Raw genomic sequence first — 12,554 nt, forward strand, 5'->3', positions numbered from 1 at the left:
TTTCATGAACCAGAATGAGGCACATTGTCTGGCGCTTCTGCGCGAAGCCGACCGGGATCGTTATCTTTCGGTGCTTTATGCGCCGGAAAACAAACGCGGCGCGCTTGCAGCCCTTTATGCGTTCAATGCAGAAATTGCCCGTATTCGCGATCTGGTACACGAGCCACTACCCGGTGAAGTCCGTCTGCAGTGGTGGCGTGATCTCATCAACGGCGAGGAGCGGGGCAGCGCGGATGCGCATCCTGTTGCTGCAGCACTGATCGATACGATTACCAAATACGATCTGCCGCGCGTGGCTTTCGACAATTATTGCGAAGCACGTATTTTCGATCTCTATGACGATCCGATGCCAAGCCGGAACGATCTTGAAGGCTACTGTGGTGAGACCGCTTCCACTCTCATTCAGCTGGCAGGTTTCATTCTCGACCGTGATGCAGCGCAGTCGCATACCGAGACGGCGGGACATGCAGGTGTTGCGCAGGCAGTAACAGGTCTGTTGCGCCTCATGCCGATCCATCGTCGTCGTGGGCAGCTTTATGTTCCCGCTGATATGTTGCAGGCAGTTGGCGTGACGCGCGAAGAGTTTCTTGGCAACGACGAGAAATCTGCTCATGTGCGCGTCATCAGTGTGATGATGGCGCTTGCGCGCGAACACTTGGCAATCTTCGACAAGGCCCAAAAGGATCTGCCCAAAAGCCTCGGACCGGCATTCCTGCCAATGGCGCTTGTTCCGGCCTATCTCAATGCTATTGAGCGGCTTGGCGGCAAAGCTGCCGATCAGGTGGCTGACCTTTCAGCCATACGCAAACAATGGCTGATGTTTAAAGCAGGTTTTTAAATAATAGGGCGGTTTTCTTATTCAGAAAACCGCCCTATCTATTTGATATGTAACTTCTTTCAAAAATACGCGTTATTGCTCAGCCACTCCTGAAAATCAGCCAGCGCCCGCGCGGACAATGCACGCTTTTTCGCAATGGTCTTTTCTTTGCCGCGAAGGCGCTTGCCTTCAGTCTTTGGAACTTCAATCGGCGGGAACAGGCCGAAATTCACATTCATCGGCTGGAACGAGCGTTTGCCCGGTTCCTCATCATCAGCAACGATGTGACCGCCCGTGATGTGGCCGAGAAGCGCACCAAAAGCAGTGGTCTGCGGTGGCGTAACCGGTGTCTTTCCAAGCTTTTCAGCAGCGGTGAAACGTCCGGCCAGCAAGCCGATTGCCGATGATTCGACGTAACCTTCACAGCCCGTAATCTGGCCAGCGAAGCGGAGGCTTTCGCGTGACTTCAACCGCAGCACATTATCGAGCAGCACCGGCGAATTGAGATAGGTGTTGCGGTGCAATCCGCCAAGACGCGCAAATTCAGCATTCTCAAGGCCAGGGATCATCTTGAAGATACCGGTCTGGGAGCCGTATTTCAGTTTCGTCTGAAAACCGACCATATTGTAGAGCGTGCCAAGCGCATTATCCTGACGCAGCTGCACGACCGCATAGGCCTTGACCGTTGGATTATGCTCGTTGGTGAGGCCCATTGGCTTCATTGGGCCATGGCGCAAGGTTTCAGGACCGCGTTCAGCCATGACTTCGATAGGCAAACAGCCGTCGAAATAGGGCGTACCTTCCCATTCCTTGAACTCGGTCGTGTCGCCTTCGATCAATGCCGCAACAAAGGCTTCATACTGCTCCTTATCCATGGGGCAGTTGATGTAATCCTTGCCGGTGCCGCCGGGGCCAACCTTATCGTAGCGCGACTGGAACCAGCAAACATCCATATCGATCGAATCAAAATGCACAATCGGTGCGATAGCATCGAAGAAAGCGAGCGCATCGGCACCGGTTTGCGCCTGAATGGCCTCGGCCAGCGAAGGTGCAGTCAGTGGACCCGTTGCGACAATCGTCGTGCCCCATTCTTCCGGTGGCAAGCCCGCGATTTCTTCGCGCTCTATGGTGATGAGTGGATGAGCTTCGAGTTTTGCAGTCACTGCCTGCGAAAAACCTTCACGGTCAACCGCGAGTGCGCCACCAGCCGGAACCTGATTTGCATCGGCGCATGCCATGATCAGCGAGCCTGCAAGGCGCATCTCGGCATGAAGCACACCTACAGCATTGGTCTCTGCATCATCCGAACGGAAAGAATTTGAGCAAACCAGCTCTGCAAGCTGCTCTGTCTTATGCGCATCAGTGCCGCGAACAGGGCGCATTTCATGCAAAACCACAGGAACGCCAGCTTGCGCAATTTGCCACGCGGCTTCAGAGCCGGCGAGGCCGCCGCCGACTACATGTACGGGGGAGAGATCGGTATCTTTTGACATGGCAAATCCCATACCGCCTTTGCATGCCGCCTTCAATGGGAGAAGCGCATCAGACGAGGGTAAACAGGTGCCACAAAAACAAATGGCATCCGTCGCGGGAGGAGGTGCGACGGATGCCATTATTGTCAGACCGGAATTGGGAGGAGGAGAGACCGGTCCTGGTATCGCAAAGCTTGGGAGGAGGACTTTGCGATAAACCGGGCCTGATGGGAGGAGGATTCAGGCCCAGCAAATTTGAATGAGTTATTAGCGTCCCTTGGACTGACGCGCTACATATGGGATGTCTGCGCGGGAAATGCCAAGGTCGTTAAGTTCGCGAGTCGAGAGCTGGTTCAGCTCGTTGACGGTATCGCGGTAACGGCGCCAGTTGTTGTAAGAGCGGAAGAGGTTCATGGTATTATTCCTTCATCGTTGAGGAACTGGTGTTCAATTCATCTTGTTTGTTGCCCAGTATATAACTCATTGTTTTCGCTACTTGCAGACCCGAGTTTGCATAGCTGCCTTGCGGGTTCTGCACGACGCGCTAAATCGATTAGACTGGTCGAGCACAAAATTGCCGTAAAGGAACAGGACCTAACTATTTGCCGGCTGGCGAGTTTCCTATATGTTCTCAGCTACTTGGTAAGATAGTGGCCTCAATGGATAGATTGTTCGGGAGTTGTTTTGTCGTTTTCAGTTTCTGTAGAGCGCCTGATTGAGCGCTGGCAGCATGAAGGACTTATTGATGCCGAAACGGCATCGCGCCTGAATGTTGATCTCGAAAAACGTGGTCCCCGGTTCAGTCTTGGCTCGGTGCTCGCGACACTTGGTGGGCTGTTGCTGGGAGCGGCGGTCATCATGCTGGTTGCTGCCAACTGGCAGGATATGCCGCGTATTATGCGTATCGGCCTGATCTTTGTCCTGATCTGGGCGTGCTATCTTGGCGGGGCATGGCGACAGTCGCGTGGCGACAGGCTATTGCCGCAAGCGCTTTATATCGTTGCGGCATCATCCTTTGGGGCTGGTATAGCGCTCGTTGGTCAGATGTACCATCTGTCGGGTGATGTGCACTCAGCAGCGCTCGTCTGGGCAGGCGGTGTTCTGGCATCGGCCTTCCTGTTGCGTTCGCCGGTGCTGACAGCCTTTGGTGCGGGCGTCGCGTGCTTCTATCTGTCTACATATGCTTTCAGTAATGACTATGGCGATCTCAGTTATCGCTGGATGGGGCCGTTGCTGGTTCTTGTTGGCGCTGGCGCTGCCCGTTTCACGCGATCCCGTCATGCTGCACATCTGTGGTGCCTGTTTGTGCTGGGGTGGGCCGTTCTTCTTTATTCGGAAAACGAGAGCCGGGCGATTCTTGCTATGATGCTGATTATCGGTATCGGCTTGATGCTGGCGGATGCCTTTGCACATAAAGCCCTTCAGAGACTGACACGCTTCGCGCATCCTTTGGCTTCCTATGGTTTGCTGCTTGCGCTTTTGGCGCTTGGCATTCTTCAGGTCGATAAGATGCTTTCAACGATCTTTGACAAGAACATCACGCAGGATGTCGTTTATGGCATTCTCATTCTGGCCCTTTCGATTGGTTCGCTTGCCATATGCGGACGCGACAATGGCAGTTTGCGTTCCATCGCCTATGCAGCTTTCTCTTTTGAAGTGCTTTACCTCGCCTTCACAACCGTCGGGTCGATGATCGGTACGTCTGGCTTCTTCCTGACTGCAGGCGTGTTGGTGCTACTGCTTGCGGCTTTTGTGCGTCGTATGGAGAGCAGGTTCGGGCGAAAGCGTTCAGTGGAGGTGCAGCCATGAGCCTATTGAAAAGCAAGTGGCTCTACGCGGGCGCAGTTGTCGCTGCAGTGCTGCAGACCGGCATTCTTTATGCGAGCATCGAGAAGCGGGCTTCGGTGCTGCGTTCTGGCCATGAGATCGTGCTGCAGACGCGACCGGTCGATCCTCGCGATCTGATGCGTGGCGACTATGTGATCCTTGGTTATGATATTACATCGATTGATCGCAAGATTATTCTGGGAACACCTGCCGACGGGTCGCGTACTGTCTATGTGGCGGTGAAGCCGTCCGATAAAGGTGTGTGGAATATTTCTCGTGCGTCGTTCACGCCGTTCACGGACTTGGCTTCTGATGAAGTGCAGATTCGTGGGCAATCAACCTACGCTATCTCCGACTACCCGGATGCGACAATCAGTATGCGCTACGGCATAGAGCGCTATTACGTACCCGAAGGCGAGGGGCGTGCAATCGAGGATGGCCAGCGTGATCTGGAAATTACTGCGGTGGTTTCTGTCGATGATGCGGGCACCGCTGTCATGAAAGCTTTGCGCGATAACGGCAAGCAACTTTACCAAGAGCCGCTCTATTAATATCACCCTTGAAGAAAAGGGGCTTGGCTAAGGCGCCAAGATCGCTATATAGGGGCGGATAGAACGAAAGCGCTTCGGCTTGAAAGAGCTGGCAAATCAATGCCGGTAAAACGGCTTTTTTCCTTTGAACCGGGAAAATTGAGTGATATAGAGACGCGCGCTTTCGAGAGGCGGTTCAATATCTGAGGCGAATTTAGTGCATTCGGTGGAGTGCACTTCGGTTCAGAGGCGGATATGGCGAAATTGGTAGACGCACCAGATTTAGGTTCTGGCGGGAGACCGTGGGGGTTCGAGTCCCTCTATCCGCACCAACTGCCTTAAGGCAAAAGAATTTCTCTCCCGCGACGAGGCATAAGCGCCGGTAACGGCGGGACAATGACAAGAAGTGAAGGTTTGAACATGCAGGTTACCGAAACGCTCAATGAAGGGCTGAAGCGCGAGATTAAAGTCGTGGTTCCGGCCGGAGATCTCGAAGCCAAGCTCTCTGAGCGGCTCGAAACTGCGCGTGGCCGCGCCAAGATCAACGGCTTCCGTCCAGGTAAGGTGCCAACTGCGCACCTGCGCAAGACCTACGGCAAGTCCTTCATGGCTGAGATCGTGAACGAAATCCTCAACGATTCGTCGCGTTCGATTCTCGCTGACCGCAACGAAAAGTCGGCAACCCAGCCTGTCGTTTCCATGCCGGAAGACGAAAAAGAAGCTGAACAGATTCTCGACGGCAAGGCTGATTTCGTTTTCTCGCTGACTTACGAAGTTCTGCCAGCAATCGAAGTCAAGGACTTCTCCAAGATTGCTGTAACGCGTGAAGTTGTCGACATTGCTGATGAAGAAGTCGACGAACAGGTTAAGCGCATCGCTTCTTCGACCCGCACTTTTGAAACCAAAAAGGGCAAAGCCGAAAACGAAGATCGCGTAACGATCGACTATCTCGGCAAGCTTGATGGCGAACCATTTGAAGGCGGCGCAGACACTGATGCGCAGCTCATCCTCGGTTCGGGCCAGTTCATTCCTGGTTTTGAAGAGCAGCTCGTTGGCGTCAAGGCTGGCGATGAAAAGGTCATCAACGTAACCTTCCCAGCTGAGTATGGCGCAGCTCATCTCGCAGGCAAGGAAGCAACCTTCGACATCACCGTCAAGGAAGTTGCCAAGCCAAACGAACTCGTTCTCGACGACGAAACCGCAAAGAAGCTCGGCATCGAATCGCTTGAGCGTCTGCGTCAGGTTGTTCGCGAACAGATCGAAAGCCAGTACGGCCAGATCACCCGTCAGAAGGTAAAGCGTCAGATTCTCGATGCTCTCGATGGTGATTACCAGTTCGAAACCCCAGAGAAGCTTGTTGATGCAGAATTCAACAACATCTGGCAGCAGATCAACTTCGATCTGCAGGAAGCTGGCCGCACCTTCGAAGACGAAGAAACCACTGAAGAAGCTGCTCGCGAAGAATATCGCAAGCTTGCTGAGCGCCGCGTGCGTCTTGGTCTGGTTCTCTCCGAAATCGGTGAAAAGGCAGGCGTAGAAGTTTCTGAAGAAGAACTGCAGCGCGCTGTTTACGACCAGGTACGTCGTTACCCAGGTCAGGAAAAGGAAATCTACGAATTCCTGCGCAAGACGCCGGATGCAGTTGCTAACCTCCGCGCACCAATCTTCGAAGAAAAGGTCGTTGACCATCTGCTCGCAAACATCAACGTGACCGACAAGAAGGTCACGAAGGAAGAGCTGACCGCAGACGACGAAGATGCAACTTCAGAAGCAAAGCCAGCCAAGAAGGCTGCTGCGAAGAAGAAGGCTGCTCCTAAGAAGAAGGCAGAAGAAAAGTCCGACGAGGCTTAATTCTTCTTAGCTGAGAATCGATGATAAGGCCGCGCATTGCGCGGCCTTATCCGTTTCATCCATTGAATTGAGTGGCCGAAAAGCTTGCATCCAATGGGGCTTTGCTCTAGCCAGTAACCAATCAGTTTTTAGCTCAATCAGAATATTTGCGAGCCAGCATGTCTCTTATCGATACGCGTATACCTGAACCAAAACGCTTCATCTCTGGCGCCACCGGCGACTGGGAAATCGTCATTGGCATGGAAGTCCATGCTCAGGTCACGTCCGAGTCCAAGCTGTTCTCCGGCGCTTCCACATCGTTCGGTGCTGATCCGAATGCCAATGTGTCTCTGGTTGATGCTGCGATGCCGGGCATGTTGCCTGTCATCAATCTTGAATGCGTCAAGCAGGCCGTACGCACCGGCATTGGGCTCAATGCGCAGATCAATCTGAAGTCGGTTTTTGACCGCAAGAACTACTTCTATCCTGATCTGCCGCAGGGCTATCAGATTTCGCAGTTCAAGCAACCTATTGTTGGCGAAGGCAAGATCATGATTTCGGTCGGCCCCGACAACAAGGGCCAGTTCGAAGATGTGGAGATCGGCATTGAACGCCTGCATCTGGAACAGGATGCCGGCAAGTCGATTCACGATCAGCATCCAACAATGTCCTATGTCGATCTGAACCGCTCTGGCGTGGCGCTGATGGAAATCGTCTCCAAGCCTGACCTGCGTTCATCCGACGAAGCCCGTGCATATCTGACCAAGCTGCGCACGATTGTCCGCTATCTTGGCACTTGCGATGGCAACATGGACGAAGGCTCCATGCGCGCCGACGTGAACGTTTCCGTTCGGCGTCCGGGCGGTGAATTTGGTACACGCTGCGAAATCAAGAACGTTAACTCGATCCGCTTTGTCGGCCAGGCGATTGAGTATGAAGCACGCCGCCAGATCGCTATTCTGGAAGATGGTGGCTCTATCGATCAGGAAACCCGGCTGTTTGATCCGGTAAAGGGTGAAACCCGTTCGATGCGCTCGAAGGAAGAAGCGCATGATTATCGCTATTTCCCTGATCCTGACCTTCTGCCGCTTGAATTCGATCAGGCTTTCGTTGATGCGCTTGCCGCTGAATTGCCGGAACTGCCGGATGTCAAGAAAGACCGCCTGGTCGAAAAGCTCGGTATTTCGATCTATGACGCCTCGATTCTGGTAACAGAAAAGGCCATCGCCGATTACTACGAAGCGGTTTGTGATGGACGTGACGGCAAGGCAGCCGCAAACTGGGTCATCAACGATCTTCTTGGTGCGCTGAACAAGGCGGGCAAGGACATTGAAGAATCGCCTGTTTCGCCAGCTCAGCTCGGCGCGATCATCGATCTCATCAAGGACGGTACAATTTCCGGCAAGATCGCCAAGGAATTGTTTGAAATCGTCTGGAATGAAGGCGGTGACCCGAAGAGCCTCGTCGAAGAACGCGGTATGAAACAGGTTACCGACACCGGGGCGATTGAAAAGGCAGTTGACGATATCATCGCCGCCAATCCGGACAAGGTCGAGCAGGCCAAAGCCAAGCCAACCATGGCCGGCTGGTTCGTTGGTCAGGTCATGAAGGCAACAGGCGGCAAGGCCAACCCGCAGGCCGTGAATGATCTGGTCAAGTCAAAGCTTGGGATTGAAGAATAATGTGGGTTCGCAGCGCCAGTGAAGCCGATCTGAAGGCCGTGCATGAATTGCTGGTTTCAACCTGGCATGCGACCTTTGACGATATTATTGGCCGGGAGATGGTGAATACCGTCACCGGTCAATGGCATTCCGTTGCAGCTTTGAAAGCCAATCTGAAGAAGCCATACTCGGAATTCATTGTCGCTGACAACGGCGCAGGAGGCATTGATGGAATGGCTTTTGCAAGCCAGACCGGAGAGGGCAAGGCTTCGCTTCATCAGCTCTACGTACGCCCTGACGCGCAGGTGCAGGGCATCGGAACCATGCTTCTGGCAGAAGTCGAAATGGCCTTTCCCGGTGTAAACACCATGCGGCTTGAAGTGATCGAGCGGAATGCAAAGTCAGTCCGCTTCTATGAACGTAAGGGCTATGCTCAGGTCGGCCGTAGCGAAGATTGGGGCGACCCCAATTGCAAGGAGCCGGTGCTTATTATGGAAAAGTCTCTTGAAGGCTGGTCTATGTAAAAAGCATTTCCAACAAAAGTGCGAAGCGGTTTTGCGTAGGATAATGCGTAGAAACAAAGCATTTCAAGCAAAAGTGCGAGGCGGTTTTGCGTAGGATAATGCGACATGTAAATTCGGCCTGTCGCTGCATCATACTCTTGTGACAGCGGCAACTTGCCCCTTGCCTTGGTCTTTCGATAGGGCCATAAGCGTTCAAAACCCAGCAGTTACTCTGCCTGTGGCGAAAACGGATCTGGATAGGTCATGAAGAAATTTCTTACACAAGTCTTCACCTGGTGGAATGGCCAGACGCTCGGCACCCGCCTTCATACGTGGCGCAAGGGCGAGCGCGTAGGCGAAGACGAGTTCGGTAATGTCTACTATCAGGGTGGCAAGGACTCTGAAGGTCGTACACGCCGTTGGGTCATTTTCAATGGCTATGCAGAAGCAAGCGCAATTCCTCCGGGTTGGCATGGCTGGATGCATCACCGCGTCGATACGCCGCCAAGCAAGGAAGACTACAAGCCGCGCGATTGGCAGAAGCCACATCTGCAGAACCTCACAGGCTCGCCATTGGCTTACCGTCCGAAAGGCTCGATCGCTATTCCGGGTACACAGCCTGCGGAGCGTCCGCGCGTGACTGGCGAATACGATGCCTGGACCCCTGGTAGCTAAATATTGAAATTGTGATCCGGCGTGGCATATCACGCCGGATTTTTCATCTCCGATTGCCAGTTTGCAAAAGGTTTTGAGGATAGAGGCGCTGCGCAGGCGCTGTCGGTTCATTGCTGCTTGCAGCAGGGCAACGAATCGTCACATTTCATGCTTAGGAATTATTCCGGCTTTTTAATTCACCATTTTGATGCGGATATCCGTTTTGACGAAGCATTCTTCCAGTATGGCTGGTAATGGAAAGAACTGGGTCAGCAAGGCGACACAAGTCGCGCTGATCGTGCTTCTTTCAAACACAGGCAGCATTCACCTTGCTCAGGCCGAACGGATATCGAACCCAGTGGCCGAGTTTTCGGGGCTGGACAAGATTACAGGTCGCATCACAAGTTTTGACGTTTACATCAACGAGACCGTACAGTTTGGTGCGCTGCAAGTGACGCCGAAAGTCTGCTATTCCCGCACCGAAAATGAAGCGCCGCGGACGGATGGTTTTGTCGAAGTCGACGAAATTACACTCGACCGAAAGATCCGTCGTATTTTCACAGGCTGGATGTTTGCTGATAGCCCGGGTCTCAATGCTGTCGAGCACCCGATTTATGACGTGTGGTTGAAGGATTGCAAACAGAAGTCTGACGTTCCACCGCCGGATCAGCGCAAATAATTCAGCGAGAATGGCAGGATAGTCCTGATGGTGCAGTTTTAACTGTACTGCTCAATACGTCATTCAGAATGTTGCGTTGCCCTGCAGCGCCTGCTCAAGCAGCACTTCGTAATTTTTACGCTTTACCTCAATGGCACCGAAGCGCTCCAGATGAGCAGTTGTGAACTGCGTATCGAGCAGGACAAACCCTTGCCGATTCAGATGTTCAACAAGATAGGCGAGGCACACCTTTGATGCATCGCGCTTGCGTGTAAACATGCTCTCGCCAAAGAATGCGCGACCAAGCGTGACACCATAAAGTCCGCCGACGAGTTGTCCGTCGTGCCATGCTTCAACGGTGTGGCAATGTCCGGCTTCAAACAGCTTGCCATATGCTTCACGGATTGGCCCATTGATCCACGTACGCGCACGTTCGCCGGAACCGCTTGCGCAGCCGTCGATAACGCCCTCAAAATCACTATCGAGCCTGATCTCAAAAATAGCTTGTCGGATTGTTTTTTGCAGGCTTTTGGGGATGTGAAAGCCATCAAGCGGGATAATACCGCGCTTCTCAGGACGAACCCAGAAAATCTCAGGATCATCCGCTTCTTCGGCCATCGGGAAAACCCCGGTGGCATAGGCCCGCAGGAGCAGCTCCGGCTCGATCGAATAGTCGTCCGGGGAAGCTCCTGCGGTCACTTTACTTATGCACCCATGTTCTTATGCATTTGGTGTCTCTGACTGCTTGGCCAGATATTTTTCCAGCCAATGAATGTCATAGTCGCCATTGGCGATGTCCTGATTGGAAATCAGGTCCTGGAACAGGGGCAGGGTCGTCTTGACGCCATCGACGACGAATTCATCGAGCGCACGACGCAGACGCATCATGCATTCGACGCGGTTACGACCGTGCACGATGAGCTTGCCGATAAGGCTGTCATAGTACGGCGGGATGCGGTAGCCGGAATAAACGCCCGAATCCACGCGAATGCCGAGACCGCCTGGCGTGTGGTAATGCGTGATAAGACCCGGTGATGGCGTAAAGTTACGCGGATCTTCAGCATTGATGCGGCACTCGATAGCGTGACCCGAGAAGCGTACATCGTCCTGCTTGACCGAAAGGCCGAGACCAGCTGCTACACGGATCTGTTCGTGAACAAGATCGATGCCGGTGATGGCTTCGGTAACCGGATGCTCCACCTGCAAACGAGTGTTCATTTCAATGAAATAAAATTCGCCGTTTTCATAAAGGAATTCGATCGTACCTGCACCGCGATAGCCCATATCGGCAATAGCATTGGCGCAGATCATACCGATCTTATGGCGTGCTTCCGCATTGAGCGCTGGCGAATTGGCTTCTTCCCAAACCTTCTGGTGACGACGCTGCAACGAGCAGTCGCGTTCGCCCAGATGGATTGCATTGCCTGCACCATCGCCCATGACCTGCACTTCGATGTGACGCGGCTTTTCGAGATATTTCTCGATATAGACTGCATCATCACCAAACGCAGCACCTGCTTCGGTACGTGCCGTTGCAAGGGCTACCGCCAGATCGTCTTCGGTCTTTGCGACTTTCATACCGCGACCACCACCACCGGCGGATGCCTTGATGATGACCGGATAACCGATTTCCTTTGCGATGCGCTTGGCTTCGTTTTCGTCGGTCACACCACCATCCGAACCCGGAACGACAGGAATGCCAAGGCGCTTTGCAGTGCGCTTGGCTTCAATTTTGTCACCCATGACGCGGATATGCGAAGAGGTTGGTCCAATGAAGGTAATGCCATGTGCTTCGAGAATCTCAGCAAATTTGGCATTTTCCGAAAGGAAGCCGTAGCCCGGATGGATTGCATCCGCGCCAGTGATTTCGCAAGCGGCAACGATTTGATGAATATTCAGATAGCTGTCGCGTGATGGAGGCGGTCCAATGCACACGCTTTCGTCCGCAAGGCGAACATGCATCGCATCGGCGTCTGCCGTGGAGTGAACTGCGACCGTCTTGATGCCCAGCTCTTTACAAGCCCTGAGCACGCGAAGAGCGATTTCGCCACGATTGGCTATGAGTATCTTTTGAAACATTGCGCTTTGCTGCCCGTTCATTGAATAAGCCGAAATTCTTCTGACCAGATGGTCATCTTACTCGATGACGACAAGCGGTTCGCCGAATTCTACAGGCGCTGCATCTTCAATCAAAATAGCCTTGACCGTACCGGCGCGTGGAGCGGCGATCTGGTTCATGGTCTTCATAGCTTCGATGATGAGGAGCGTCTGGCCTTCCTTAACCTGCGTACCAACTTCAATGAAGTTGCGTGCGCCGGGAGCAGGGGCGAGATAGGCGGTGCCGACCATTGGCGAAGGAACAGCGTTCTTGCTGAGTTCTGCCTTGGTTGGCTCTGCGGCAACAGCAGCAGCGACAGGCGCAGCAGCTGCTACGGGTGCGGCCTGCATTACGGTAGCTGCAGCCTGAACCGTTACCTTGCGCGAAACGCGGATGCGCAGATCGCCATGCTCGACTTCGATGTCGGTCAGGTCGGTTTCATTGAGGATATCCGCGAGATCACGGATGGTTTCCTTGTCGATGACGGAAGTTTTGCTGGACATA

Annotated in this window: 14 protein-coding genes and 1 tRNA gene; 10 read left to right on the forward strand and 5 right to left on the reverse strand. The window is 53.5% G+C overall.

All coding sequences use genetic code 11. The features are described 5' to 3' along the window. Positions 1 to 4: 4 nt before the first annotated feature. A complete protein-coding gene (locus tag ACSME1_RS00330; RefSeq protein WP_100559121.1) occupies positions 5 to 838 on the forward strand; it encodes a phytoene/squalene synthase family protein in 834 nt (277 codons plus the stop codon). A gap of 59 nt (positions 839 to 897) precedes the next feature. Here the strand turns inward: ACSME1_RS00330 and trmFO are convergent, their stop codons facing one another. Then, the gene (gene trmFO / locus ACSME1_RS00335; protein ID WP_100560181.1) at positions 898 to 2,310 is read right to left on the reverse strand and encodes a methylenetetrahydrofolate--tRNA-(uracil(54)-C(5))-methyltransferase (FADH(2)-oxidizing) TrmFO; all 1,413 of its coding nucleotides are present in this window, start codon (positions 2,308 to 2,310) and stop codon (positions 898 to 900) included. Positions 2,311 to 2,556: 246 nt separating this feature from the next. Continuing rightward, positions 2,557 to 2,703, reverse strand: a complete 147-nt coding sequence (locus ACSME1_RS00340; RefSeq protein WP_084486703.1) for a DUF1127 domain-containing protein — start codon at positions 2,701 to 2,703, stop codon at positions 2,557 to 2,559. A gap of 270 nt (positions 2,704 to 2,973) precedes the next feature. On the opposite strand from ACSME1_RS00340, the gene ACSME1_RS00345 reads away from it, so the two are divergent. From ACSME1_RS00345 to ACSME1_RS00385, 9 genes are all read left to right on the forward strand, one after another. After that, positions 2,974 to 4,098: a DUF2157 domain-containing protein gene (locus ACSME1_RS00345; RefSeq protein ID WP_105705993.1), complete on the forward strand. Its 1,125-nt coding sequence runs from the start codon at positions 2,974 to 2,976 to the stop codon at positions 4,096 to 4,098. Then, complete coding sequence (locus tag ACSME1_RS00350; RefSeq protein ID WP_105705991.1) at positions 4,095 to 4,667, forward strand: GDYXXLXY domain-containing protein; 573 nt, start codon at positions 4,095 to 4,097, stop codon at positions 4,665 to 4,667. The genes ACSME1_RS00345 and ACSME1_RS00350 overlap by 4 nt, the downstream gene beginning before the upstream one ends. A 228-nt stretch (positions 4,668 to 4,895) precedes the next feature. Then, a tRNA-Leu gene (locus tag ACSME1_RS00355) sits at positions 4,896 to 4,978 on the forward strand. Positions 4,979 to 5,066: 88 nt separating this feature from the next. After that, positions 5,067 to 6,497, forward strand: a complete 1,431-nt coding sequence (tig, locus tag ACSME1_RS00360) for a trigger factor (protein ID WP_024896614.1) — start codon at positions 5,067 to 5,069, stop codon at positions 6,495 to 6,497. A gap of 158 nt (positions 6,498 to 6,655) precedes the next feature. Beyond that, positions 6,656 to 8,158, forward strand: a complete 1,503-nt coding sequence (gatB, locus tag ACSME1_RS00365) for an Asp-tRNA(Asn)/Glu-tRNA(Gln) amidotransferase subunit GatB (protein ID WP_100559115.1) — start codon at positions 6,656 to 6,658, stop codon at positions 8,156 to 8,158. Further along, positions 8,158 to 8,661: a GNAT family N-acetyltransferase gene (locus tag ACSME1_RS00370; RefSeq protein ID WP_105705989.1), complete on the forward strand. Its 504-nt coding sequence runs from the start codon at positions 8,158 to 8,160 to the stop codon at positions 8,659 to 8,661. The genes gatB and ACSME1_RS00370 overlap by 1 nt, the downstream gene beginning before the upstream one ends. A 243-nt stretch (positions 8,662 to 8,904) precedes the next feature. Beyond that, on the forward strand, positions 8,905 to 9,315 hold the full coding sequence (locus ACSME1_RS00375; protein WP_100559113.1) for an NADH:ubiquinone oxidoreductase subunit NDUFA12: 411 nt from the start codon (positions 8,905 to 8,907) through the stop codon (positions 9,313 to 9,315). A gap of 21 nt (positions 9,316 to 9,336) precedes the next feature. After that, positions 9,337 to 9,549 carry a hypothetical protein gene (locus ACSME1_RS00380; RefSeq protein WP_100559111.1) on the forward strand — a complete coding sequence of 71 codons (213 nt, stop codon included), beginning with the start codon at positions 9,337 to 9,339 and terminating at the stop codon, positions 9,547 to 9,549. Then, positions 9,503 to 9,973, forward strand: coding sequence for a DUF2155 domain-containing protein (locus ACSME1_RS00385; protein WP_435654927.1), 471 nt, complete (start codon positions 9,503 to 9,505; stop codon positions 9,971 to 9,973). The genes ACSME1_RS00380 and ACSME1_RS00385 overlap by 47 nt, the downstream gene beginning before the upstream one ends. A 63-nt stretch (positions 9,974 to 10,036) precedes the next feature. On the opposite strand, the gene aat is transcribed toward ACSME1_RS00385, so the two are convergent. The 3 genes from aat to accB all read right to left on the reverse strand — a co-directional run bounded on the left by aat (position 10,037) and on the right by accB (position 12,553). After that, on the reverse strand, positions 10,037 to 10,606 hold the full coding sequence (aat, locus tag ACSME1_RS00390; protein ID WP_100560179.1) for a leucyl/phenylalanyl-tRNA--protein transferase: 570 nt from the start codon (positions 10,604 to 10,606) through the stop codon (positions 10,037 to 10,039). A 66-nt stretch (positions 10,607 to 10,672) separates the two neighbouring features. Continuing rightward, a complete protein-coding gene (gene accC, locus ACSME1_RS00395) occupies positions 10,673 to 12,031 on the reverse strand; it encodes an acetyl-CoA carboxylase biotin carboxylase subunit (protein WP_036566847.1) in 1,359 nt (452 codons plus the stop codon). Between the two features lie 57 nt (positions 12,032 to 12,088). Continuing rightward, positions 12,089 to 12,553 (reverse strand): acetyl-CoA carboxylase biotin carboxyl carrier protein, encoded by a 465-nt coding sequence (gene accB / locus ACSME1_RS00400; RefSeq protein WP_100559109.1) that lies wholly within the window; start codon positions 12,551 to 12,553, stop codon positions 12,089 to 12,091. Position 12,554 lies beyond the last annotated feature (1 nt).

The organism is Brucella pituitosa (assembly GCF_965577835.1).
GTDB classification, from domain to species: domain Bacteria; phylum Pseudomonadota; class Alphaproteobacteria; order Rhizobiales; family Rhizobiaceae; genus Brucella; species Brucella pituitosa.